Below are 25597 nucleotides of genomic sequence, written 5' to 3'. Positions count from 1 at the left end.
TAAAAAGCGTGGTTGAACGTGGGGCAATGATAAACGCCAAGGACCTGTGGGAGCGAGCTTGTGTGTGGTGGCTGACTCCCGGCATTGCCCGATGGTCGGTTTTCACACAGTCAGTTCTAACATTGTCTACAGTTTTAAGTGTCGGCAGTCAGACTGCCGCAACCGTGATTGTCCAGAAAAACCCGGCAAAACTACCGGGTCTCCACCTGACAGGAGTGCACGATGGACCTCAACCGTCGTCAGTTCTTCAAGGTCGCTGGTATCGGCCTTGCGGGCTCGAGCCTCGGCGCGCTGGGCATGGCCCCAGCGACTGCCTTCGCCGAGCAGGTGCGCCACTTCAAGCTTGCCCACACCCATGAAACCCGCAACACCTGCCCGTACTGCTCGGTAGGCTGCGGCTTGATCATGTACAGCCAGGGCGATGCCGCCAAGAATGTCGCGCAAAACATCATCCACATCGAAGGCGATGCCGATCATCCGGTCAATCGCGGCACCCTGTGCCCCAAAGGCGCCGGCCTGCTGGACTTCATTCACAGCCCCAGCCGTCTCCAGTACCCGCAGGTGCGCAAGCCCGGCACCACGGAGTGGACGCGAATCTCCTGGGATGAAGCACTGGATCGCATCGCCGACCTGATGAAGGCCGACCGCGACGCCCACTTCATCGAGAAGAACGCCCAGGGGCAAACGGTGAACCGCTGGCTGACCACCGGTTTCCTCGCGGCGTCGGCATCGTCCAACGAAGCGGGGTACATCACCCACAAGGTGATTCGCAGTCTCGGCATGCTGGGGTTTGATAACCAGGCACGTGTCTGACATGGCCCGACGGTGGCAAGTCTTGCCCCGACGTATGGCCGTGGTGCCATGACCAACCACTGGACCGATATCGCCAACGCGAATCTGGTTCTGGTGATGGGTGGCAACGCCGCGGAAGCGCACCCTTGCGGTTTCAAATGGGTGACCGAAGCCAAAGCCCACAACAAGGCGCGGCTGATTGTGGTCGACCCGCGTTTCACCCGTACCGCCTCGGTGGCCGACTATTACGCACCGATCCGCACCGGCACCGACATTGCCTTCATGGGCGGGCTGATCAATTACCTGCTGACCGAAGACAAGATCCAGCACGAATACGTGCGGGCCTATACGGACGTGTCGTTCATCGTCAAAGCCAACTACGGCTTCGAGGACGGGTTGTTCAGCGGTTACGACGCGAGCAAGCGCACCTACACCGACAAGTCCGGCTGGGGCTACGAAATCGGCGAGGACGGTTTCGCCAAAGTCGACCCGACCTTGCAAGACCCACGCTGCGTCTATCAATTAATGAAGCAGCATTACAGCCGCTACACCCTGGAGCTGGCCAGTCAGGTCTGCGGCATGCCCGTGGACGCGATGCAGAAAATCTGGGAGGAGATCGCCACCTGCTCGCAACCGGGCAAAACCATGACGATTCTCTATGCGCTGGGCTGGACCCAGCATTCGACCGGCTCGCAGATGATCCGCAGCGCGGCCATGGTGCAACTGCTGCTGGGCAACGTCGGCATGCCGGGTGGGGGAGTCAATGCCCTGCGCGGGCACTCCAACATCCAGGGCCTGACCGACCTGGGCTTGCTGTCCAACCTGTTGCCCGGTTACCTGACCCTGCCGGCTGAAGCCGAACAGGATTACAACACCTACATCGCCAAACGTGCACTCAAGCCGCTGCGTCCCGGGCAGATGTCCTACTGGCAGAACTATGGCAAGTTCCACGTCAGCCTGATGAAAGCCTGGTACGGCGCCAATGCCACCGCCGAGAATAACTGGGGCTACGACTGGCTGCCCAAGCTGGACATTCCCGGCTACGACATCCTGAAAATGTTCGACATGATGGGCAAGGGCGAGGTCAATGGCTACATGTGCCAGGGCTTCAACCCGATCGCCGCCTTGCCGGACAAGAACCGTGTGATGAAGGCGCTGGCCAAACTCAAGTGGCTGGTGGTGATGGACCCACTGGCTACCGAAACTTCGGAGTTCTGGCGCAACGCCGGGCCTTACAACGATGTGCAAACGGCCGAGATCCAGACCGAAGTCATCCGTCTGCCCACCACCTGTTTCGCCGAAGAAAACGGTTCGCTGGTCAACAGCGGTCGCTGGCTGCAATGGCACTGGAAGGGTGCCGATGGCCCGGGGCAGGCGCGCACGGACGTGAAGATCATGGCCGAGCTGTTCTTGCGCCTGCGCAAGCGTTACCAGGCCAACGGCGGTGCCTGGGCCGAGCCGATCCTCAAGCTCGACTGGCCCTACAAAATACCGGATGACCCGACGCCGGAAGAGCTGGCCCGGGAATTCAACGGCTACGCCGTCGCCGATGTCACTGACGCCTCGGGCGCGGTGGTCAAGGCCGGTCAGCAGCTGTCCGGCTTCGGCCAACTCAAGGACGATGGCAGCACGGCGTCCGGGTGCTGGATCTTCTGCGGCAGCTGGACCGAGCAGGGCAACAACATGGCCCGGCGTGACAACAGCGATCCTTTCGGTATGAAGCAGAACCTCGGCTGGGCCTGGGCTTGGCCGATGAACCGGCGGATTCTCTACAACCGCGCCTCTTGCGACCCTCAAGGCAAACCGTGGGACCCGAACAAGCGGTTGGTGTGGTGGAACGGCAAGGTCTGGACCGGCACCGACGTGCCTGACTACAAGGCCGATGTGCCGCCGGAAGCCGGGATGAACCCGTTCATCATGAACCCCGAAGGCGTGGCGCGTTTCTTCGCCCTCGACAAGATGAACGAAGGGCCGTTCCCGGAACACTATGAGCCGTTCGAGACGCCCATCGGCATCAACCCGATGCACCCCAACAACAAGCAGGCGACCAGCAACCCGGCCGGGCGGATCTTCGATTCAGTCTGGGACACCCTCGGGCAGGCCAAGGACTTCCCTTATGCGGCGACCAGCTACCGGCTGACCGAACACTTCCACTTCTGGACCAAACATTGCCCGATCAACGCCGTGACCCAGCCTGAGCAATTTGTCGAGATCGGCGAGGTGCTGGCCAAGGAGAAGGGCATTGCTGCCGGCGACCGGGTCCGTGTCAGTTCCAAGCGCGGGCATATCGAAGCGGTGGCGGTGGTGACCAAGCGGATTCGTCCGCTGCAGGTCAATAACCAAGTGGTGCATCAGATCGGTATCCCGTTGCACTGGGGCTTCACCGGCGCCACCCGTCACGGTTACCTGACCAACACCCTGGTGCCATTCCTCGGCGATGGCAACACACAGACCCCGGAATCCAAGTCATTCCTGGTCAACGTGGAGAAAGTCTAAATGGCCAGCCAAGACATTATCGCCCGTTCGGCCACCACCACCATGCCGCCCTCGGTGCGCACGCAAGAGGAAGTGGCCAAGCTGATCGACACCACCAAGTGCATTGGCTGCAAGGCTTGTCAGGTCGCCTGCTCGGAATGGAACGAGCTGCGCGACGAGGTCGGCCACAACCTCGGCACCTACGACAACCCTCAAGACCTGAGCGCAGATACCTGGACCTTGATGCGCTTCACCGAGCATGAAACCGACGCCGGCAATCTGGAGTGGCTGATTCGCAAGGACGGCTGCATGCACTGCGCAGAACCCGGTTGCCTGGCGGCGTGTCCGAGTCCGGGGGCGATCATCAAACACGCCAATGGCATTGTCGATTTCGACCAGGACCATTGCATCGGCTGTGGGTATTGCATCACCGGTTGCCCGTTCAATATCCCGCGCATCTCGCAAAAGGACCACAAGGCTTATAAATGCACGCTGTGCTCGGACCGGGTGGCGGTGGGGCTGGAGCCGGCCTGCGTGAAAACCTGCCCGACCGGCGCCATCGTTTTCGGCAGCAAGGAAGACATGAAAGAACACGCTGCCGAACGGATCGTCGACCTCAAGAGTCGCGGTTTCGAAAATGCCGGTTTGTATGACCCCGCAGGCGTCGGCGGCACTCACGTCATGTATGTGCTGCACCATGCCGACACGCCCAGGTTGTATGCCGGGTTGCCGGATCACCCGGCGATCAGTCCGCTGGTGGACCTGTGGAAAGGCCTGAGCAAACCCCTGGCGTTGCTCGCCATGGGCGCCGCAGTGCTGGCCGGGTTCTTCCATTACGTGCGCGTTGGGCCGCAGTTGGTCGAGGAAGACGAACATCCAGTCATCGTCGACCCAGCGGTGCATGAATTCGATCCATCGGTGCACACCTTTGATCCGACCAAACCCGGCGGGGAGGACAGGCCATGAGCGACAAACCAATCCTGCGCTACACCTCCAACCAGCGCACCAATCACTGGCTGGTGGCGATTGTGTTTCTGATGGCGGCACTGTCGGGATTGGCGCTGTTTCATCCGGCGCTGTTCTGGCTCAGCAACCTGTTTGGCGGCGGCCCGTGGGCGCGCATTCTGCATCCGTACATGGGCGTGGCGATGTTTGTGCTGTTCCTCGGCCTGGTGTTCAGTTTCTGGCGGGCGAATTACTTCAGCGCCAACGACCGGTTGTGGCTCAGGCGCGTCGGGACTGTCATGCGCAACGAAGAGGAGGGCGTGCCGCCGATCGGCAAGTACAACCCGGCGCAGAAGCTGCTGTTCTGGGTGTTACTGATCTGCATGCTGGTGTTGCTGTTCAGCGGGCTGGTGATCTGGCGCGCCTGGTTCAGCGCGTACTTTGGCATCACCAGCATTCGCTGGGCGATGCTGCTGCATGCGTTGGCGGGTTTCATCCTGGTGTTGAGCATTATCGTCCACGTCTATGCGGGTATCTGGATTCGCGGCTCGGTCCACGCCATGGTGCGTGGCAGGGTCAGCCGCGCCTGGGCGAGAAAACACCATGAGCTCTGGTACCGGGAAGTGACCCGTGATGATACGCCTGAGCCACCGATCAGCAAAAAAGGATGACCCCTTGGCCACGATCCTCGAGCCTGGGCAGATAGAAGCGGCGGCGAGTTCACCGCCGTTTCTGTACCTGCCACCGAACAACCTGTTCACTTTGCGCGCGCTGCGGCTGGAGCGTCTGGTAGATGGGAATCCCATGGCGGACTATCTGCGCTTGATCGCGGGGCTGTGCCACGCTCAGCAGAAATTGATGGACGATCCGCCTGTGGCCGCCATGCCCGATCCCGAACGTCTTCGGGTATGCGTGGAACATGGCTTGCCACCGTTCGCCGCCGACAGTCTGGTGCGCGAAAACGTTTGGTTGCCGTATCTCGAAGCCTTGTTGCAACGCTATCAGCCACCGCCACAAACGGCGGTAGAAAACGCCGTGGCGAGTTTGCGCAGTGCTAACCCCGGGCTGCTCAAAGCCTGGGCGATTGCCTTGGTCAGCGGCCAGTATTCAATGCTGCCGGCGGAGCTGGTGCCGTTCCTCGGCGCAGCGTTGCAGGTGGCCTGGAGTCATTGGTTGCTGAGCACGCCGGACCTTGCGCTGAAGCCCGGCGACAGTCTCAGCCAATGCCCGGCCTGCGGTTCGCCGGCCATGGCCGGCGTGATTCGCCATCGCGGCAAGTACAACGGCTTGCGGTATCTGGTGTGCTCGCTGTGTGCCTGCGAATGGCATGTGGTGCGGGTCAAATGCGTGTATTGCGAACAAAGCAAAGGCCTTGAATACGTCAGCCTCGATGACGACCGCCACGCCGCCAATCAGGCACCGACACGCGCGGAGGTCTGCCCCAGCTGCCACAGCTACTTGAAACTGCTTTACCTGGAAAACGACGCCGAGGCCGAAGCGCTCTCGACCGACCTGACCAGCCTGCTGCTGGACATGCGTCTGGAACAGGAAGGCTACCAGCGTCCGGCGCCTAACCTTCTGCTGGCACCCGGAGGTGGCTGAGCTACCCCTTTAAGCTACCCCTTTGAGCTCTCCCTTTAAACTCAGCGGCTACACTCAGGCGCTACGGTCAACGTTTGCGGGAGCGCCTGATGTCTTCCAGATCCGCCAGCCAGGCTCTGCGGCTGCCTTCCATCGACAGTCTGTTGCGCCATCCCGCCTGCCAGCCGCTGGCCAAGCGTTATGGGCGTGACGCGTTGCTGGCCAATTTGCGCCAATTGCTGGATGACTTGCGTGAACCGGTGCTTTCAGGGCAACTCGACGCCATTGAAATCGCGCCTGAAGCGTTGGCGGGCAGGGCGGGTGAACGCTTGGCCACTCAGCATCGCAGCAATGTGCGCCGGGTGTTCAATCTCACCGGCACGGTGCTGCACACCAATCTGGGGCGAGCGTTGTTGCCGGAGGAAGCCATCGACGCCGTGCAACTCGCGGCACGCTACCCGCTCAATCTGGAATTCAACCTGCACAGCGGCAAGCGCGGCGACCGTGATGACCTGATCGAAGGCCTGATCCGCGAGCTGACCGGCGCCGAGGCGGTGACGGTGGTCAACAACAACGCCGCCGCCGTATTGCTGACGCTCAACAGCCTGGGCGCGCGCAAGGAAGGCATCATTTCCCGGGGCGAACTGATCGAAATCGGTGGCGCCTTCCGCATTCCCGACATCATGGCCAGAGCCGGGGTCAGGCTCCACGAAGTCGGCACCACCAATCGCACCCATGCCCGAGATTACGAAGCAGCCATCGGCCCACGCAGCGGTTTGGTGATGCGCGTCCATGCGAGCAACTACAGCATCGAAGGCTTCACCGCGCGGGTGCCGACCGCCGAGTTGGCGCAACTCGCGCATCAACACGGCTTGCCGTTGCTTGAAGACCTCGGCAGCGGCAGCCTGCTGGACCTGACGCGCTGGGGTTTGCCCGCCGAGCCGACCGTGCGCCAGGCGCTGATCGATGGTGCGGACATCGTCACCTTCAGCGGCGACAAACTACTGGGTGGCCCCCAGGCCGGGTTGATTGTCGGCCGCAAAGACCTGATCGCGAAGATCAAGAAAAATCCACTCAAGCGCGCCTTGCGGGTCGACAAACTGACCCTGGCCGCCCTCGAAGCGGTGTTGGGCCTGTACCGCGATCCTGATCGATTGGCCGAGCGGCTGCCGAGTTTGCGCCTGCTGACCCGACCCCAGGCGGACATCCTCGCCCAGGCTGAGCGCTTGCAACCCTCACTGGCCAGAATCTTGGGCGACAACTGGAGCGTCAGCGCAGTACCGGCGCTGGGCATGATCGGCAGCGGCAGCCAACCGGTGGCGCGCTTGCCGAGTGCGGCTTTATGCCTGCGACCGCACGCGTCCAAACGTCTTTGCGGACGGCGGCTGCACGATCTGGAGGCGGCCCTGCGTGCATTGCCGATTCCGGTGCTCGGGCGCATTGATGACGATGCGTTGTGGCTGGATCTGCGGCAACTGGACGATGAACCGGCGTGGCTGGCGCAGCTCGATCAAATTGCAGGAGCCATAGAGTGATCGTCGGCACCGCAGGGCACATCGACCACGGCAAGACCGCCTTGCTCCAGGTCCTGACCGGCCAGGTCGGCGATCGTCGTAGGGAAGAGCGTCAGCGCGGCATGACCATCGACCTCGGCTACCTTTATGCGGCGCTGGAACCGCAAGCGCCCCTGACCGGTTTTATCGATGTGCCCGGTCATGAGCGCTTCACCCACAACATGCTGGCGGGGGCTCAGGGCATTGATCTGGTGTTGCTGGTGGTCGCGGCCGACGACGGCGTCATGCCGCAGACCCGCGAACACCTGGCCATCGTTGAACTGCTGGGAATCCCTCGGGCGCTGGTGGCAATCAGCAAATGCGACCGCGTCGAACCGTCCAGAGTGCAAGCCGTTCGCGAACAGATCCAGGCATTGCTGGCCCCTGGGCCTTATGCAACCGCGCCGCAGATTGCGCTGTCGAGTGTGACCGGGGAGGGCATCGAGACCTTGCGACAAGCCTTGCTCAAGGCGCAGCGTGAAGTCGTTCAACGCAGCACCACCGGCGGTTTTCGCCTGGCGATCGATCGTGCCTTCAGCGTGGCCGGCGTCGGTATCGTGGTGACAGGTACTGCGTTGTCCGGCGTGGTGGCGGTGGGCGATACGCTGATGCTCGGCCCGCAGGGCAAACCCGTGCGTGTGCGCGGCCTGCATGCACAGAATCGGGCCGCCGAAGTCGCAATGGCCGGACAGCGAGTGGCGTTGAACCTGAGTGCCGAACGCTTAGCCCTGGAACAGATTCACCGCGGTCACTGGTTGCTGGCCGAGTGGCTGTACGCGCCGACCCAGCGAGTGGATGTCGACCTGCAATTGTTAGTCAGCGAGCCCAAGGCCTTCGAGCACTTTCAGCCAGTACACGTTCACGTGGGGACTCAGGACGTGACCGGGCGGGTGGCGTTGCTGGAAGGCACCCGCCTGGCGCCGGGTGAACGGATGTTCGCGCAACTGCTGCTGAATACGCCGGTGCAGGCCGTCAAGGGCGATCCGTTGATCCTGCGTGACCAAAGCGCCCAACGCACCCTCGGCGGCGCGCGGGTGCTCGACCCGTTTGCACCGACCCGACAACGCCGAAGCCCCGAACGGTTGGCGCAGCTACACGCCCTCGCCACACGCAAAGAGTTGGAAGACAGCCTGCCGGCGTTGTTGGCCAACAGCGACACCGGGCTCGATCCCCAGCGTCTGGAACGTCAGTTCAACCGTCCCCGCAACACCTGGGTTTTGCCCGATCACGTGCGCCTGATCGACACCCGCCAAGGTCCGTTGCTGTTCAGTGCAGCCCGTTGGGAAGCGCTGAAAGTGCCATTGCTGGAACACCTCGCACGCTTTCATCAACTGGAACCGGATCAAATGGGCCCGGACCGGGATCGCCTCCGACGGTTCACCGGTACAGCGCTGGACCGTCCGACGTTCATCAGTCTGCTCGACGAATTACTCGCCAGCGGTGCCATTGCCGCCAGCGGGCCATGGCTGCATTTGCCCGATCATCAGGTGCGTTTAAGCGAAGACGACGAAGCCCTGTGGCAACACTTGCAACCGTTGTTCGAACAGGCTGGTTTTGATCCGCCGTGGGTGCGCGACCTTGACCATGACGAGGCGGCCGTGCGCTTGCTGCTGTGCAAAATGGCGAGGTTGGGATTGGTGCATCAAGTCGTCCGTGACCTGTTCTACACCGACACGATGATCCGCCGATTGGCGGCTATGCTTGTGCAACTGGCCGCGCAAAACCCGGTGATTCAGGTCACGGTGTTTCGTGATGCAGTGGGCCTGGGTCGCAAGCGCAGCATCCAGATTCTCGAATATTTCGACCGGATCGGCCTGACGCGACGGTTTGGCGACAAGCGCCATATCCGCCTCGACAATGCCTTGGCCCAACGCACCGACCACTGACTTCAAGGAAGGCAATCGCGCCCGGTGGCGCGGCCGGGCTTCAAACCCGGTTGGGGACGGCATCCGTTCCCGGGCAGGTTCGACTCCGGCTGCCTTCCGCCATTTTCAATCATGCTGGTCGAGTTGGTGGTGAACCGAGCACTGGATCGACTCGCCCCATCTGAGTAGTCACGATCCTATGTGGGGAGGGGACCGCCCCGTTCGGCGCTGTAGCAGCTGTCGAGCCTGCGAGGCTGCGTTCGGCTGCGAAGCAGTCGTAAACCCTGAGTACGCGATGAGTCTGACGCACCGCATTGACTGACCTTACGGCTGCTGCGCAGCCGGACGCAGCCTCGCAGGCTCGACAGCTGCTACAGAGCCAGCCGCCGCGCGGGGTTGTCGATCACTGCATTACGTAACGCCCCGGCGCCGACTCGATCGCCGGGTATTGCGCGTTACCGGTATGCAGTACCGAGGGCTGGCGTTCGCCAGACTGTTCAGCCAGCCAGATGAACCAGTCATTCCACCAGCTACCGGAATGTTGCTGGGCGTTCTTGAACCAGGTTTCCGGGTTTTTGGTGACCCGGTTGTTGGTCCAGTAATGGCGTTTTTCCTTGGCCGGCGGGTTGATCACTCCGGCGATATGCCCTGATGCGCCCAGCACAAAACGCTTGGTCCCGGAGAGCAACTCGGTGCTGGCGTAAGCGCTTCTCCACGGCACGATGTGATCGTCATGGGTGGCGAGGATGTACGCCGGAGCATCGATGGCGCGCAGGTCCAGCTTGACCCCGCAACAGTCCAGCTCACCGGATTTCAGGTCGTTCTGCAGATAGGTGTGGCGCAAATACCAGCAGTACATCGGGCCCGGGAGGTTGGTGCTGTCGTTGTTCCAGAACAGCAGGTCGAGGGGAATCGGTTTCTGGCCCTTGAGATATTTGTCGACGTTGTAGTTCCACCACAAGTCGTTGGGGCGCAACAGCGAGAAGGTATTGCCCATGTCCTCGCCCTTGAACAGGCCGATGGGGCCGTTCAGGCCTCCGATGGTGCGCTCGCGGTAGGCCACCAATTGTTCGTCGACGAAGATGTCGATGGGGCCGGTATCTAGGTAGTCGAGGAAGGTGGTCAACAGGCTCACGCTGCCAATCTCGCGGTCGCCGCGCGCCGCCAGTACGGCCAGCGCCGAACTCAGCAAGGTGCCGCCGATGCAGAAGCCGACGCAATTGGGCCGCTGCTCGCCGCTGATTTCGCGGGTCACTTGCAGGCCTTTGATGATGCCGGTTTCGATCAGGTCATCCCAGGTGGTGCCGGCATGTTCCTGGTCGAAGTTGCGCCACGACATCAGGAACACCGGGTGCCCTTGTTTCAACAGATGGGCAACCATCGAGTTGTCCGGGCGCAGGTCGAGAATGTAGTACTTGTTGATCGACGGCGGCACGACAAACACCGGGCGCCGGTACTGGGTTTCGCTTTGCGGGTAATACTGGATGAGCTGGAAGAGTTCGTTCTCGAACACCACTTCGCCGGGGGTGTTGGCCAGATCGACACCGACTTTGAATGCACCAGCGTCGCACTGGCGCATCTTGCCTTCTTGCAGGTCGCTGGCCAGGTGCAACATGCCTGTGAGGAGGCTGCTGCCCTGGGTCTCGACGACACGTTGCAGCGCATCGGGGTTACTGGCCAGAAAGTTACTCGGCGCCCCGGCGGCAATGGCTTGTTCCACCAGATAGAGCAGGCGTTGGCGCGGCTTTTTGTCCGGGATCGCTAATTTGTTCAGCAGCTTCAGCAGAAACTCTGCGTTGAGCAGGTAAAACGCTGCGAGGGAGCCGAACAGTGGCTGGCTCCAGTTGCCGCTGGCAAAACGCCGATCGTCGAAGCTGAATGGCTGACCGGTCAGCAATTGCTGGCCGAGTTCGCCCCATTGCTGCTGGTAGTCCGATTGAAGGCTGTCCAGGGTGCCGCGCGGCAGGTCAAACCACTCGTTGTATGCCTGGCCGGTAAACCACGGATTGGTGCTGACCCAGAGACGTAATTGTTGCACTGCAAAGGAGGCAATGAACGGAACCTGGCCTGACCAGAAGGTGTTGAAGGTATGCGAGTTATTGTCCATGGAGCTCCTTGCCCACATCAGTAAACCGGGCCGAAAAAACCGCGGCGCCGGACTTCGGCGCCGCGTCAGCAACTTAAGCAAACACTCCTGTGTTTCTAGCGCTCGATGACCAGGCTGACGCCCTGGCCGCCACCGATGCACAGCGTGGCCAGGCCTTTTTTGCCGTCGCGACGAATCAACTCGTGCAACAGCGACACCAGAATCCGCGCGCCCGACGCGCCGATCGGATGACCCAGGGCAATCGCGCCGCCATTGACGTTGACCTTGCTGGTGTCCCAACCCAGTTCCTTGCCGACGGCCAGTGATTGCGCGGCGAACGCTTCATTGGCTTCGATCAGGTCGAGGTCGTCCAGGCTCCAGCCGGCTTTGGTCAAGGCCAAACGGGTGGCTGGCACCGGGCCGATGCCCATGATCGACGGGTCGACGCCAGCGCTGGCGTAAGCCTTGATGCGTGCCAGAACCGGCAAGCCGAGGGCCTGGGCCTTGGCGGCGCTGGCCAGCAACAGTACGGCGGCGCCGTCGTTGAGGGTCGACGAGTTACCGGCGGTCACGCTGCCGTTTTTCTGGAATGCGGGTTTGAGGTTGCCCAATGCCTGCAGCGTGCTGTCCGGACGCGGCTGTTCATCGGTGTCGAAGACCAGCGGCTCACCCTTGCGCTGAGGGATCAGGATCGGGGTGATTTCACGCTTGAAGTAGCCCGCTTCGATGGCAGCAGCGGCTTTCTGTTGCGAGGCCGCAGCGAAAGCGTCCTGGTCTTCGCGACTGAGGCTGTACTTCTCTGCCAGGTTCTCGGCGGTGATGCCCATGTGGTAGTCGTTGAAGGCGTCCCACAAACCGTCCTGAATCACGCTGTCTTGCAGTTGCGCATGGCCCAGACGCAGACCGGTGCGGGCCTTGGGCAACACATACGGCGCCAGGCTCATGTTTTCCTGGCCGCCGGCAATGATAAGTTCGGCGTCGCCGCAACGGATGGCCTGGACCGCCAGCTGGACAGCCTTGAGGCCCGAGCCGCAGACCTTGTTCAGGGTCAGGGCAGGGGTGGTATGGGGCAGGCCGGCCTTGATTGCCGCCTGGCGTGCCGGGTTTTGTCCCGAGCCCGCGGTGAGTACCTGGCCGAGGATCACTTCATCGATCTGCGAGCCGTCCAGACCGGTCTCTTCCAGCAAACGGCGAATGACCGCCGCACCCAGCTCGGTGGCTGGAATCGCGGACAAGGCACCTTGAAAACTGCCAATGGCGGTACGAGTAGCGGCAACGATTACGACTTCGTTCATGCGTGACCTCATTAAGATTTTGTCGAGTGCAAGCAGGGCATCCATGCCCTGACAGGTCTACTGCATGTTCATGCCGCCGTTGACCGAGAAGTCGGCTCCGGTGCTATAGGCCGATTCATCGGAAGCCAGCCAGGCCACGATGGAGGCGATTTCTTCAGGTTGTCCGAGACGCCCGACTGGTGTGGCCGCGATCATGGTGTCGAGAATGTCCGGGCGGATGGCCGCGGTCATACTGGTCTGGATGTAGCCTGGGGAAACGGTGTTGACGGTCACGCCCTTGCCGGACACTTCCCGGGCCAGGGCCATGGTGAAGCCATGGATGCCGGCCTTGGCCGCGCTGTAGTTGGTCTGGCCGAACTGGCCGCGCTGACCGTTGATCGAGGAGATGTTGATGACTCGTCCCCAACCCTTGGCCAACATCCCTTCAATCACCTGTTTGGTGGTGTTGAACAAACCGCTCAGGTTGGTGCCGATGACCGCATTCCAGTCTTCGGGCGTCAGTTTGCGAAAGGACGCATCACGTGTGATGCCGGCGTTGTTGACCAAGACATCGATCGGGCCGAATTGCTCGCGTGCCATCTCGAACGCTTTGCGCGTTGATTCCCAATCGGTGATGTCGCCATAGATGCATTCGAATTGATAACCCGCCTCCAGTTGGCTCGCCATCCATTCTTTCTTGCGGGAGGAATCTGAGCTGCAGCCCACGATGACCTTGAATCCTTCCTTGTACAGGCGTTGGCTTATCGCAGTGCCAATCCCACCCATACCACCCGTTACCAACGCAATACGACCAAGTGACTTCATACACTTTCTTCCTTTTGTATTTTGCGCTGCAAGATGGGGAGGATTGTTCGGCATAGACGAGGTGTGCGGAAGTGTTGAGAGGTGACGGTCTGGTGTCCAACGGTGCCATGCAGATTTTTTCGGACCACTGGCAAAAAATGACGAGTGCCTATACTGGGATCAATATTCCAGACTTATTGGTCAGTTAGTATTCGATTCAACGCAGAGTAGTCATGGCTCCGGACAGGATGTTCGGCTCCACAGGTCATTGAGGACGTCATGTATAGAATCAGTTCAGGTTATGCCAGCGTGCTGGTGAATACGCTCTCGGCACAAGGGCTGGATGTTGCCAGTCTGTGTCGGGAGGCAGGGATGGACATGGAGACCGTTAACAACCCGGGAGCGTACTGCGAACGAGGGGCTATTTATCGGCTATGGGAGCTGGGAGCCCAGGCCGCTGGCGATCCAGACATCGGTTTGAAGGCCTATGGAAACTTCCATCCCGGAAACCTTCAGATCGTCGGCTACACCATGATGTCCAGTTTGAATCTGAAAAAAGCACTTGAACGCCTGGTGCGTTTCAGCCCTTTGATCAGCACCGGATTCAGCCTCTTCTTTGTGCCGGAGCAACAGCATTTTCGATTGGCGGCGCTTGATCATCAGCAAAAGGGATCGGTCAAACCCCGGCAGTACTCGGATGCAGGCATGGCTTCATTGCTGGGTTTTTGCCGTTGGCTGGCGGGAGGCAACTTACCGCAACCGTTGAGTGTGGAGTTCGCCTATCCCGAACCTGAAGACACGTCCGAGCATCAAAGGCTGTTTGGCTGCGACCTGCGTTTTGGGACTGCCTATGACAGCATCCTGTTTGACGGGCAGGAGCTTCTGCGTCCGCTGAGTATGGCTAACGAAGAACTGGCGGTACTGCATGACAGTTTTGCCGAAGCTCAATTGGTTTCGCTGTTTGGCTACACCATCGTCGGCAGAATTCGGGCACTGATTACCAAGCGCTTGAGTCAGGGCCAGGGGCCGTGCGATATGGAGTCGATTGCGGCCGCATTGAACATCAGCAAGCGAACGCTGCAACGCACCCTGGAAAAAGACGGGACACAATTCAAGGACGTGCAGAATTCCGTGCGCCGGCAATTGGCCGATTTCTACCTGCGCAATTCTCGCTTCAACATGAAGCATGTGGCGTATCTCCTTGGTTTTCATGACCACAGCAGTTTCAACAAAGCCTGTAGCCGCTGGTTTGGCATGACACCCGGAAAGTATCGGGCCGATTGAAATCGAGGACGCCGCGCCGGTGTGACGCGGTGTTCCCCAGCGTTAAACGTTATTTCACCGGAGGTTTTTTCACGCCTTTCTTGCCCTTGGCAGGTTTGCGCACTGGGCTCGCAACCTTGGCGACGGGGTCTGGGGTTACTGCGGGGGTTTTCTGTTTGATTGGCTCGGGAATTTCCACCGGGGTGATTTGCTTGATCTGCTCAGGGGTTATCGCCGGGACTTTCTCTTCGATGGCATCGGCTGCACCGGGTGGTTGGGTCAGGCTAAAACCTGGTAGCGGCACGTCAAGCAGCGTGTGCAGCTCACGCCAGAAGAGGTTGTCTGCGCCGCTGGCCAGCAGTTCCGGCAGCAAATTGGCGACGGCCGCCAGCACTTGTTGGCGTTCTTCGACCTCGGCAAGCATCAAGGGCAGGCTGTGCAGGCTTTCTTGCGGGTGGGTGGCGACCAGCAGTATTTGCAGGCGCAGGGTTTCGCGCAAATCAAGCGGCTCGGCACTGTAGTCCTGGAGCAGTACCTGCATTTGCAGGATCAATTTTTCGACGCTTTCCTTGCCCGGCTCGTCGCTGTCGCGGCCCAGCAGGAACAGGATCCGTATCAAGGCTTCCATCAGGCCGCCAAGGGGCAGGGCATCCTGCAAGCGCTCGATCAGGAGCTTGTCGTGCTGCTCGGCATGTTCCTGAAGATTTCGCCCGGGTGCATTGCCGGTGAGGCTGTTGAGTACGCCATACACGCCGTAGAAACACATTTCCTGAGCCGCATCGCGCAGATCCCGATAGCCGTTCAAGGCGTCCTGCACCTGGTTGGAAAACAGTTCCTGCCAGACCAGCAACGGGTTGGCCTGGCTGGCGGGGTGACGATCCTTGCTCACTTGAGCGGCACTGCCAGCCAGCCACCAGAGCGCCGGGTTCAAACTGCTCCAGGCCACTTGTTGCTGATGGAAAGGATGCGCCCGGCGCAGCATTTCGGCGCTCGGTTCGTTGATCAGCTGGCGCAACCACGGGCGTATGAATTCGTCATACACACTGTTGTTGATGGCGGACGCGCGCTGGACCAGCGCAAATTCGCGATCGTCATCACGGGGCGGCTGCACCTGGCCATGGATGTCGGCGATACGCCGGCGTTCGAAACGCACGGCATACGGCGTCGCCGAATGCTCCGGCAGGTCTTCGATCAGCATTTCATACAGCCCGGCTGACAGCGCGTTGATCGCATCGACCGCACCGAGCAATTCACGGTGCTCACGCCGCGCCACTTCACCGGACACGAAGATGCCCAGATGCCCGATGCTCGCGTGTCGCAGGTAAACGATGGTGCGTCCGGCATTTTGCAACGCGAGATCGCTGGGATAGACGTCGGTGATCCAGTCCAGTGCCTGCTGCGGGGAGGTGATGTTGTCGCCATACGAGCAGAACACCACCACCGGCACTTCGATCAGCTTGAGGTCAAGCCCGCTGCTCTTGCGACCGAGGCCACCGGACAGCCGATTGCCGATGAACAGGTCGTCGACAATCATCTCGATCTCTTCGCCATTGAGCAGGGTCGGGCTGCCCCACCAGCGTTCGAAATCCAGAAAGCGTGCGGCCTCGCTGTCGACTTTGCTGAACAGGTGATAGTACTTGCCCCACCAGGTGTTGGCCGGGTCCAGGTTTTCGAAATTGCTCACCAGCCAGGTGCCGTCGAAACGATCATTACCGAGGTCGCTACCGAAGCGCGCCATCCAGCCACCGCCCAGCAAACCGCCGGTGTAGCGCATCGGATTGCGGCCATTGACGCCGGCCCAGTACGACAACGGCGCACCATTGACGATGATCAGCCCCGGCAGCTCCGGACGGGTGGCCGCGAGCCCCATTAACGCCCAGCCCGCCTGGCAGTTGCCGATCACCACGGGTTTGGTGCTGTCGGGGTGTCGGGCGCTGACGACCTCGATGAACTTCGCTTGGGCTTCTGTGATATCGGCAAGGGTTTGCCCAGGGCGTGGCGAGTGACTGAAGGAGACGAAGTAGGTGGGGTGGCCAGCTCTCAGGCTTTCGCCGATGACCGAATCCTGTTTGAAACCGCCGATGCCCGAGCCGTGACCGCCGCGGGGGTCGATGATGATCACCGGCTGTTTTTTGCTATCGATCTGTTGTCCGGGACCGCCAAGGACTTGCAACAGCGAGTAATTGACCGGGCGGGGCAGGTCTTCACCGGCGACCAGCGTTTCATGATTGAACTTGAGCAGCAGCGGATACCCGGCGCGTTCGTGGGCCAGGGTGTTGTCGCCGCGCTGACGCAAGGTGTCCCAGAACAACACGCTGCGTTGGCCAAGGTCCGTGAAGTATTCCTGCCAGTCCGCGGGCGTTGGCTGTCGGAGTTGCCCAAGGCTTAAAGGCGCGAAGGTTTTTGCCTGGCGCTTCTGCACGGCGTCGAGGACGTTACGGGTATTGAGGCGTTGCAGATGATTGAGGTGCTCGAACAAGCCGGCGGGTTCGGAGAGCTTTTCATCTTGCGGCGCAATATTAACTTCCTGACCCATCGTGATCTCCTGACGCTGTGCATGGGAACCTGCGCATCTGAACCCTTTAGTTAAAGAAGGCTAGGCTGGCCGTTCGACAGACTGGAGTTTATAGCGAATAGGGAGGGCATGAGCAAAGTATATTTTGCACTGCACAAAAATAGACGTTGCCAAATGGTTTTGTGCACTGCAATATCAAGGCTAACGCGATGTCTGGCCGGATCGCTATCGCGTCCTCAGGTCCATCAGGGCCTTCCAGTACCAGGAGATTCAAGCATGTCTTTTTTCAATTCGGAAAAACTGCAAACCGCTCAGAAAGCCAATCTCGATCTTTTGCAGCAAATCAGCGGCAAAGTCTTCGCCAGCGTTGAACAGCTCAGCCAGTTGCAGTTCAAGGCCCTGCGCGACTCCACCGAAGAGCACTTCGAAGGTGTTCGCAAGCTGCTGGCCGTCCGTGATCCACAAGGTTTCGCCGAGCTGCAGGCTTCTTTCACCCAGCCGAGCGCGCAGACCGAACGTCTCGCCGAGTTCAATCGTCAGGTTCAAGCGCTGATCGTCGGTACTCAGTCTGATATCGCCAAACTGACGTCGAGTCAGGTCGAGGCTGGCACCCAACAGGTGCAAGAGTTCGTTGAAGCCATCAGCAAGAATGCACCGGCCGGTTCCGAGCCTGTTGTGGCAGCGTTCAAATCGAGCCTTGCGAATGCCGGTACTGTGTTCGAAAGCGCACAGAAAGCCGTAAAACAGGCTGCCGATGTGGCTCAGAGCAGTTTTGACGCAGCGACTGCCGCGGCCACCAAAGCGGCCCCGGAAGCAAGCGCCAAGGCTACCAGCGGTAACAAGTAAGTCACTTCAAGTCAGCGGCACCAATGGCGATGGGTTCATTCCCCGTCGCCATTTTTTTGTGCCGCGAAAAACCTTGGCGGCGCGGCTCTGGTTCACGCTGATACCAGTCGTCTAATCCAGTCCAGTAGCACATTGGGTAACAGTTCTGGTCTGTGCAGCAAGGCGTATTGCCGCGAGCCGAATACCGCTGGCAGGTAATTCGCCGCCTGGCGGTCGATGGTCAAACAGAAGGGATAGATGCCTTGGAGCTTGGCTTCAGTCACGGCCTGACGCATGTCTTCCACACCATAGCGGCCTTCGTACTGATCAACATCGTTCGGCTTGCCGTCGGAGAGCAGTAACAAGAGACGGTGCGTGGCGGCTTCGCGCATCAGCAATGTGCTGGCGTGGCGCAGGGCGGCACCGGCCCGGGTATAGCGTTCCGGTTCGAGGGCGGCAATGCGCCGACCGACTTCATCGCTGTAGCGCTCATCGAATGCTTTCAGGGTGCGGATCATGACCCGCTGTGGCCCTTCGCCGGAAAACGCCAGCACGCTATAAGGCTCGCCCAGGCTCTCCAGCGCCAGACAGACCAGCAGCAACGCCTCGCGCTCGACATCAATGACCCTGCGGTGGCAGGACAGCCAGCTGTCAGTGGAGCCGCTGACGTCGATCAGCAACATGATCGCCATGTCGCGCCGGCCACGGCGCTGGGTCTGATACAGCGCCTGCGGCATGCTCAGGCCGGCGCGGGCCTCGGCGCAACCGTCGATATACGCCTCCAGATCGATATCGTCGCCCTCCCATTGTTTGCGCAGCCTGACGCGTTGGGCCCGCAGACTTTCGAATTGCCGGCGAATGGCATCGAGCACCAGACGGTGAGCGTCGAGGGTTCGCTCGACCCACTGCTGCGGGCCTTCCAGGGCGCAACACAGTTGCAGGGTCGCACCCGGATCACGGTAGGCCTGGCGGCGGTAATCCCATTCGGGGTAGCTCACTGCGTTGTTGGCGAGATCCTGTACACCGCGCTGAGCGCGGGTCTGTGGCGGGTCGTCGGACAGCAGCACTTCTTTCGGGCGACCTGCCGTGATCACCAGTCGGGCTTCGTTGAGCTCGGACAATGACTCGGCGAAATCTGCTGCCGGTGTGTCGGTATCCCGGTCGGCAGGGCGCTGCATCCCCATGGGATCTTCGGCCTTTTCCAGCGGTTCGGCGGGCTGCACCATCCACAGGCCTTGTTCCTGATCATCGTCCTCGTCGGCACAGGCTTCGCGCACAGCGGGCTGACGTACGAGGCGGGCGCTGCGGGGCAGGGTATCGGCGGTGTCGATTTCGCCGGGCAGGGACGACACGTTCTGGTCCACCGACGGTTCGCGCAGATCGCCGGTCCAGGCATCAAGCAGCAACAGATGAGCGCCCAGCCTGTGCGGTTCGTCGATGGACAGGAAACGTTGCGCAAGGATTTTTGACTGGTGCACCGAGTCGGCCGTTTTGGCGGGTATCTCCAACCCTTCCAGAGGTGTGCCGCATTCGCTGCTCAGCAGTAAACGAAGGAAGTTTTCCAGGGGGTGTCGATGATGGGGAAAGGCGTGAAGCGGCGGGCGAGTGGCCAGGGCATGTCGGCGCAAACCATGGATCGAGGGCGCCAACCCCGGCAACAGTCGCACCAAATCCGTATCGGCAGCCCAGGCTTCCAGAAGCAGATAGACACTGCGCTGCATCGGGTTGTCGAGGGTTGACAGGGTGCTGGCACTGCCTCGTTGGGCGCGCATCGCCTGTTGCAAGACCAGGGTTCTATAACGTTGCAGCATGAGCGAGCCATCATCGCTGCCCAAGTCCTCCGGTAGCCATATAGTCACGCCATCGGTCGCCGGGACGGCACTTTGCCGACACGGCTTTTCGTGACGCAGCAAAAGCGTTTTCAGGAACGTGGGGGGCGAGGGTGGTTGCGCAACGCGCAGCGAATAGTGGGTGTTGAACAGCGCTTTGATCATTAAATCGAGGTGTTGTGCGACATCCCCGAGGGTGACGACTTTTGCGTTGTCCGAGGGTGCCCGGTGACGACGCCACAACGTCTGCGCATACACCGTAGCGTGGCGTGCGACGTCGGTGATGAGGTCCTCGGCTTCGGCCATTTAGATAAACGTCAGGTCGACGAGGTCGCGCATAGCGGCGACCAACACCGCGTCATCGGACAGTGGCGAGATCAACGCGACCCGACAAGCGATGGGCGCCGCAATGCCGCGGGAAATCAGCCGTGCCGTGGCAATCAGCAGACGGGTACTGGGGACTTCCGCCAAGCCCCGGTCCTGCAAGGCGCGTAGCCGTTGGGCGAGGGTGACCAGGGCGTGCGCGGTGGCGTAGTCGGTGCCACCCTCATGGATGACGATGGCGATTTCGCGCTCGGCCGGCGGGAAGTCAAAATCCAGCGCCACAAAGCGCTGGCGGGTACTCGGTTTCAAATCCTTGAGAATGCGTTGGTAGCCGGGGTTATAGGACACCACCAGTTGAAAGTGTGGCGAGGCTTCGAGTACTTCGCCGATTTTGTCCAGCGGCAGAATCCGTCGGTGGTCGGTCAGCGGGTGCAGGACGACAATCGTGTCTTGCCGCGCTTCGACCACCTCGTCCAGGTAACAGATAGCGCCTTCGCGCACGGCTCGGGTCAGCGGGCCTTCCGTCCAATGGGTGCCCTGGTGACCGATCAGGAAACGCCCGACCAGGTCGCTGCTACTCAGATCGTCATGGCAGGAAATGGTGATCAGCGGGCGTTTTAGACGCCAGGCCATGTGTTCGACAAAACGGGTCTTGCCACAACCGGTGGGTCCTTTGAGCATGACGGCCAGTTGCTGCGCATGGCATTGCTCGAAAATCGCCACCTCGTCGCCGCTGGGCTGGTAATAGGGTTCAGCTTGCAGCGCTGCGGGTTCGGCGTGCATCAGCGAACGTTCCATCACAACGCCGCGCCTGAGGCATGAGGTGTGGCCAGGACCGGATCGGCTTCATCGACATTGAAGTCCGGCGCATGGCGGAAAAATTCGAAGATGAACAGCCCGGCACCCAGGCTGAACATCGACGCCGTCGCCACCAGCATCAGGAAGTGCACCTGAATCTTCAGCTGCACGTCCAGGTAGCCCAGGCCGAGAATGCGCTCCAGGTACACCTGACCAATGCCCGCCGTGGCAAATGACAGGGTCATGCCGAACATTCCCCCCAACTGCAGCCAGAACGCCCAGTAACCGATACTGCTTTCCTCCACCGGACGACGGGTCATGCCGGGCAGCGCATAGGTGATCATCGCCAGGACAATCATGGCGTAGGCGCCATAGAAGGCCGCGTGGCCATGCATGGCGGTAATCAGGGTGCCGTGGGTCCACTTGTTGACGTCGGGGAAGGTGTGAGCCAACCCCAGCAGACCGGCGCCGAACATGGTGAACACCGCACTGCCCAAGGTCCAGTGCAAGGCCAGTTTGTTGGGGTGAGACAGACCGGAGCGGCGCATCGCGTTGTAGGCATAGATCGCCATGCCGATCAGCGCCATCGGCTCAAGTGCACTGAAAAAACCGCCCAGTGGCAGCCAGTAATGAGGAACGCCGATCCAGTAATAATGGTGTGCGGTGCCCAGAATGCCCGCAATGAATACCAGGCCGACGATGACGTACAGCCACTTCTCCATCACCTCGCGGTCAGCACCGGACAGCCGGATCAGCAGATAGGCAAGGAAGCCGCCCTGGATCATCTCCCAAACACCTTCGACCCACAGGTGGATCGTCCACCAGCGGTAATAGATCGACACCACGTAATTTTCATAATGCAGCAGCGCCGGCAGAAAGAGTACGGCGGCGCTGGCCAGACCCAGCAGCAGGACGCCCTCGGTGGCGGTGAAGCGCCCGGCCTTCTTGATCGTCATGCCGATGTTGTAGAGGAACATCAGCATGCAAATCACGATCACGATCTTGTGGGGCAGCGGCTGTTCAAGCAGCTTGTTCCCGGTGCCATAACCGAACAGGTAGCCAAGAACGGCGGTGACGCCCATGGCCGTCCACAAGCCGAGCTGGATGTAGGCCAGTTTGGTGCTGTGCAGCTCGCCACGGGATTCGTCCGGCACCATCCAGTAGGTCGCGCCCATGAACCCGGTGAGCACCCAGACGATCAACAGGTTGGTGTGAATGGACTTGGTGACATCGAATGGCAAGAGGTTCAGCAGCGGATCCGGCCCGAGGTATTTGGCCGCCGAGAGCAGGCCGAAGACCAGTTGCAGGCCGAACAGCACCATGGCAACGGCGAAATACCAGTAGGCGACGGATTGAGATCTGTAGCGCATGGTCATCCCCTGCGGTTACTGGAACGACGCCAGATAGGCGACCAGTTGATCGATCTGTTCGGGCGTTAGCGATTTGGCGAAGGTGTCCGGCATGAAGGACATGCCGTTGGCGGAAAACATGTCGCCCGGATGCAGGTAAACACTCGGCGTGACAATGGATTCGCGGATGAAACCTTCGGCGTCCTTGGCCTTGCCCTTGTAGTCAGGCGAGGCGATGACCTGTTTGGCCCGACTGGCCAACCCGGCCAGTGATGGCCCGGCGAGGTTGACGCCCGGCGCAATCGAGTGGCAAGCGCTGCACACCGGCGTTGCGGTCGTTCGAAATAGTGCCTCGCCCAGGGCGATCGGGTCTTCCTTGCCGGACACCGGGCGGGCGGCGGGAGGTGGTTGGTCGCCGCCGGTGGCATTCTGCTGTGCCACGGTGAGGTCCATGCCGGGGATCGACGCACCGGTCACCAGAATCGGGCGCGGTGGCCAGCCTTGATTGTCGACCTTGCTCACCCAGTCGAGGAAGGTGATCAAATCGGCGATTTCCTCATCGCCGAGTTTCAGGTTCGGCATCAGACGACGATGGCGTTTCTCGTCATAGAACTTTGAGGGGTCTTTGAGGAACGCAGTGAGGTAAGGGGCGCCGCGCTGCTGGGTGATTTTCGTCAGGTCCGGGGCGTAATAAGCACCCTCGCCGAACAGTGTGTGGCAATTGATGCAATTGTATTGATGCCAGACATCCTTCCCGCGAGTCACCTGCGGCGTGATTTGCTGGGCATTGGTCAATGTGGGGAACTGCCGGTGACTGTCAACAGTCATGCCCAGAAACACCACAGCGGCAATCGCTGTCGATATCAGTGCGAATGAGCGTGTCTGGCGTTTGTTCATTGCGAACTCCCTATACGCCGATACCGGTCCAATAGGTGATGCCGATCACTCCGGCATAGACGACCGCGCTGGCCATCAGCACGAGCACTGCATAGCTGACGAGCTTCAAGACTGTTTGCACGACTGCCTCCCAATGTGAAAGTGCAGGTGGAAAGTGCAGGGTCATTCGCGTTACGCATCAAGTATTGATGCGCGCGAAAGAGCGTTAGCCCGTTGTACTGACGATTGCTTGAGGTCTGCATTCGAACAGCTGCGAACAGGTGCTAAAGATTGACGACTTCACCAGGCCTTGCGTTCAAGTACCGTGGTTCAGTGGGAGAGGCAGGATGACTGTGAGCCTAGTAGACGTCGCGCGGCTGTCAATGAATCGGGAGTCCTTCATTCACCGTCTTTTTTCTTTCCGCCATCAGCATCTGGCTTGCCGCCGAACATGCCAAACAGGTTCTGGGTGTTCAGATAAAGCGCCTTCGACTGGTCGACATATTGGCGCATCAGGTCCTGCATCACCGGCGCCTGCTGGTGCATGAAGGTGCTCCAGGCTTCGGACGACTGCGCGCCGGTCTGGGACTGGATGTCGATGACTGTCTGGATGCTTTTATCCAGGTAGCTGCCGAGAACCCCCTGATAAGGGCCGTAGAACTGGATAATCCCCATCAGCATCTCGCTGGTGAAGATCGGCTCACCGCCGCTTTCAGCTTCCAGAATCACTTGCAGCAGGATGCTGCGCGTCAGGTCCTCGCCGCTCTTCGCATCGACCACCTGAAAGTCAATTTTGTCGACCACCAACTGGCGTATGTCCGCCAGCGTCAAATGACTGCTGGTGTGGGTGTCATACAGTCGGCGATTGGGGTACTTCTTGATCAGGCGGGGGGTGGTATCAGTCATGCGGGGCGTCTCGCGGCGGGCCTGGTTTGCAGGCATCTTAACCTACAATCACCATTGGTGTTTTTGAGGCCGCCTTCGCGAGCAAGCCCGCTCCCACTCTTGACCGAGTCTCCCATGAGAATGCGGTTAAATGTGGGAGCGGGCTTGCTCGCGAAGAGGCCCGCCATCACCACACAAATCCAGCAGCAAAAAGGAGACTGCGCCGTCAAGCGAGTCCCCCCTTGTGCTGCCAGAACTGACTTACCAGATCGGCAGGGTGTAACTGACGATCAGGCGGTTTTCATCCAGATCGCTGCCGAAGTTGGTCGAGCGAACCGTCGCGTTACGCCATTTCACCCCAACATTCTTCAGCGGCCCGCTCTGCACGACATAGCCGATGTCGGTATCACGTTCCCATTCCTTGCCTTCCGGTCGGTTGCCGCCCAGGTCGATATTGTCGCCGGTGAGGTAGCGAGTCATGAAGGTCAGCCCCGGAACGCCGATGGCCGCAAAATTGTAGTCGTAGCGTGCCTGCCAGGACTTTTCGTCCTTGCTGGCGAAGTCGCCGATTTGCACGAAGTTCACCAGGAAGGCGTCGGTGCCGTTGACGTACGCGTAGCCAGTGTCGCCGCTCATGCCTTGGTAACCCAGGCCCAACGCATGCCCGCCGAGGCTGTAGGTAAACATCGCGCCGATGGCATTGTTATCGACATTGCTGCCACCATCGTCCGTGGAGCGGGCGAAGCGCAGATCCGTCTTCAGCGACTGTCCGGTTGTGACCGGCAACACGTAGGTCAGGTTCACCAGGTGCTGGCTGTAGAAATTGTCGAGGTGACCGTAGCTGTAGCCGGTGGCGAGGTTGCTGGTCCATTTGTAGTTCAGGCTGGCGAAATCGAAGCTGTCGCTATCGAGATGACGTGTGGTGATGCCCTTGGCGCCGGTTCGGGTGATGCCCATGTCCTCGTAGTCCGAGGAGTCGCGCTGATTGACCTGCGTCAGTCGCCCGGCATCCACGGTCAGGCCTTCGATTTCCAGCGAGGTCAACTGACCGCCCTTGAAGGTTTGTGGCAACAGCCGTGAATCGTTGGCCAAGACCGTCGGCAGTTTCGGTAGCAGGGTGCCGAGTTTCAGTGTGCTTTTCGAGGCACGCACTTTGGCGGTCAGGCCCAGTTCGCCGTACTCGTCCTGAGCACCTTTGCTCGTGTCGCGGTGACGTTTGAGCAGGCCGGAGCCTGCGCGATCAGGGCTGGAATCGAGCTTGACGCCCAGCAGTCCGATGGCATCGAAACCGACACCGATCAAACCGTCGGTGAATCCCGACTCATAGCGCAGCAGGAAACCCTGGGCCCATTCCTCTTGTTTGGATTGGGGAGCGTTGTCCTGGCGATAGTCACGGTTGAAATAGAAGTTGCGCAGCTCAAGGCTGGCCTTGCTGTCTTTGACAAAGTCCGCAGCGGCGGGGGCCGAGAGGCTGATGACGCCGCCGGCCAGCAACAGTCGGGCAGCGAGATTGCGGGTGTTGCGGTCCATGGTGAAGCCCCTTTGTTTTTATTATGGA

The 25597-nt window shown here is 60.4% G+C and carries 18 protein-coding genes and 1 tRNA gene; 9 read left to right on the top strand and 10 right to left on the bottom strand.

Features of this window, described 5'->3' with window-relative positions; all coding sequences use genetic code 11:
• Window positions 1–222 precede the first annotated feature (222 nt).
• The 7 genes from fdnG to KGB23_RS10440 all read left to right on the top strand — a co-directional run bounded on the left by fdnG (window position 223) and on the right by KGB23_RS10440 (window position 9334).
• Window positions 223–3288, top strand: coding sequence for a formate dehydrogenase-N subunit alpha (fdnG, locus tag KGB23_RS10470; RefSeq protein WP_223431014.1), 3066 nt, complete (start codon window positions 223–225; stop codon window positions 3286–3288).
• Window positions 3289–4233, top strand: a complete 945-nt coding sequence (gene fdxH, locus KGB23_RS10465) for a formate dehydrogenase subunit beta (protein ID WP_223431013.1) — start codon at window positions 3289–3291, stop codon at window positions 4231–4233.
• Window positions 4230–4883, top strand: coding sequence for a formate dehydrogenase subunit gamma (locus KGB23_RS10460; RefSeq protein ID WP_223431012.1), 654 nt, complete (start codon window positions 4230–4232; stop codon window positions 4881–4883). Before fdxH ends, KGB23_RS10460 begins: the two co-directional genes overlap by 4 nt.
• A gap of 4 nt (window positions 4884–4887) precedes the next feature.
• Complete coding sequence (fdhE, locus tag KGB23_RS10455; RefSeq protein WP_223431011.1) at window positions 4888–5814, top strand: formate dehydrogenase accessory protein FdhE; 927 nt, start codon at window positions 4888–4890, stop codon at window positions 5812–5814.
• Window positions 5815–5903: 89 nt separating this feature from the next.
• A complete protein-coding gene (gene selA, locus KGB23_RS10450) occupies window positions 5904–7328 on the top strand; it encodes an L-seryl-tRNA(Sec) selenium transferase (protein WP_223431010.1) in 1425 nt (474 codons plus the stop codon).
• Window positions 7325–9232 (top strand): selenocysteine-specific translation elongation factor, encoded by a 1908-nt coding sequence (gene selB, locus KGB23_RS10445; RefSeq protein ID WP_223431009.1) that lies wholly within the window; start codon window positions 7325–7327, stop codon window positions 9230–9232. Before selA ends, selB begins: the two co-directional genes overlap by 4 nt.
• Before the next feature lie 6 nt (window positions 9233–9238).
• Window positions 9239–9334: transfer RNA gene (locus KGB23_RS10440), tRNA-Sec, on the top strand.
• Between the two features lie 280 nt (window positions 9335–9614).
• On the opposite strand, the gene phaC is transcribed toward KGB23_RS10440, so the two are convergent.
• The 3 genes from phaC to phbB all read right to left on the bottom strand — a co-directional run bounded on the left by phaC (window position 9615) and on the right by phbB (window position 13396).
• Window positions 9615–11318 (bottom strand): class I poly(R)-hydroxyalkanoic acid synthase, encoded by a 1704-nt coding sequence (gene phaC / locus KGB23_RS10435; RefSeq protein WP_223431007.1) that lies wholly within the window; start codon window positions 11316–11318, stop codon window positions 9615–9617.
• Window positions 11319–11413: 95 nt separating this feature from the next.
• A complete protein-coding gene (locus KGB23_RS10430) occupies window positions 11414–12592 on the bottom strand; it encodes an acetyl-CoA C-acetyltransferase (RefSeq protein ID WP_223431006.1) in 1179 nt (392 codons plus the stop codon).
• A gap of 57 nt (window positions 12593–12649) precedes the next feature.
• Window positions 12650–13396 (bottom strand): acetoacetyl-CoA reductase, encoded by a 747-nt coding sequence (gene phbB / locus KGB23_RS10425; protein WP_046049835.1) that lies wholly within the window; start codon window positions 13394–13396, stop codon window positions 12650–12652.
• Between the two features lie 351 nt (window positions 13397–13747).
• Here phbB and KGB23_RS10420 point away from each other — a divergent pair, with 351 nt between their 5' ends.
• Window positions 13748–14659 carry an AraC family transcriptional regulator gene (locus KGB23_RS10420; protein ID WP_263288577.1) on the top strand — a complete coding sequence of 304 codons (912 nt, stop codon included), beginning with the start codon at window positions 13748–13750 and terminating at the stop codon, window positions 14657–14659.
• Window positions 14660–14708: 49 nt separating this feature from the next.
• Here KGB23_RS10420 and KGB23_RS10415 read toward each other — a convergent pair whose 3' ends face one another.
• Window positions 14709–17174, bottom strand: coding sequence for a DUF3141 domain-containing protein (locus KGB23_RS10415; protein WP_223431004.1), 2466 nt, complete (start codon window positions 17172–17174; stop codon window positions 14709–14711).
• 255 nt (window positions 17175–17429) lie between these two features.
• Between KGB23_RS10415 and phaP the strand changes: the two genes are divergently transcribed.
• Complete coding sequence (gene phaP / locus KGB23_RS10410; protein ID WP_134421887.1) at window positions 17430–17999, top strand: TIGR01841 family phasin; 570 nt, start codon at window positions 17430–17432, stop codon at window positions 17997–17999.
• A gap of 92 nt (window positions 18000–18091) precedes the next feature.
• On the opposite strand, the gene KGB23_RS10405 is transcribed toward phaP, so the two are convergent.
• The 6 genes from KGB23_RS10405 to KGB23_RS10380 all read right to left on the bottom strand — a co-directional run bounded on the left by KGB23_RS10405 (window position 18092) and on the right by KGB23_RS10380 (window position 25569).
• Window positions 18092–20113 carry a nitric oxide reductase activation protein NorD gene (locus KGB23_RS10405; RefSeq protein ID WP_223431003.1) on the bottom strand — a complete coding sequence of 674 codons (2022 nt, stop codon included), beginning with the start codon at window positions 20111–20113 and terminating at the stop codon, window positions 18092–18094.
• Entirely contained in the window at window positions 20114–20929 is an 816-nt protein-coding gene (locus KGB23_RS10400; protein WP_223431002.1) for a CbbQ/NirQ/NorQ/GpvN family protein, read from the bottom strand.
• Entirely contained in the window at window positions 20929–22299 is a 1371-nt protein-coding gene (locus KGB23_RS10395; RefSeq protein WP_223431001.1) for a cbb3-type cytochrome c oxidase subunit I, read from the bottom strand. Before KGB23_RS10395 ends, KGB23_RS10400 begins: the two co-directional genes overlap by 1 nt.
• A gap of 15 nt (window positions 22300–22314) precedes the next feature.
• Entirely contained in the window at window positions 22315–23175 is an 861-nt protein-coding gene (locus KGB23_RS10390) for a c-type cytochrome (RefSeq protein WP_223431000.1), read from the bottom strand.
• Window positions 23176–23553: 378 nt separating this feature from the next.
• On the bottom strand, window positions 23554–24096 hold the full coding sequence (gene phaR, locus KGB23_RS10385; RefSeq protein ID WP_317851612.1) for a polyhydroxyalkanoate synthesis repressor PhaR: 543 nt from the start codon (window positions 24094–24096) through the stop codon (window positions 23554–23556).
• A 204-nt stretch (window positions 24097–24300) separates the two neighbouring features.
• Window positions 24301–25569 carry an OprD family porin gene (locus KGB23_RS10380; protein WP_223430998.1) on the bottom strand — a complete coding sequence of 423 codons (1269 nt, stop codon included), beginning with the start codon at window positions 25567–25569 and terminating at the stop codon, window positions 24301–24303.
• Window positions 25570–25597 lie beyond the last annotated feature (28 nt).

Origin of the sequence: Pseudomonas sp. GL-B-26 (assembly GCF_019947405.1) — a bacterium.
GTDB lineage: Bacteria > Pseudomonadota > Gammaproteobacteria > Pseudomonadales > Pseudomonadaceae > Aquipseudomonas.
This window is presented reverse-complemented; position numbering and strand designations above follow the sequence as displayed.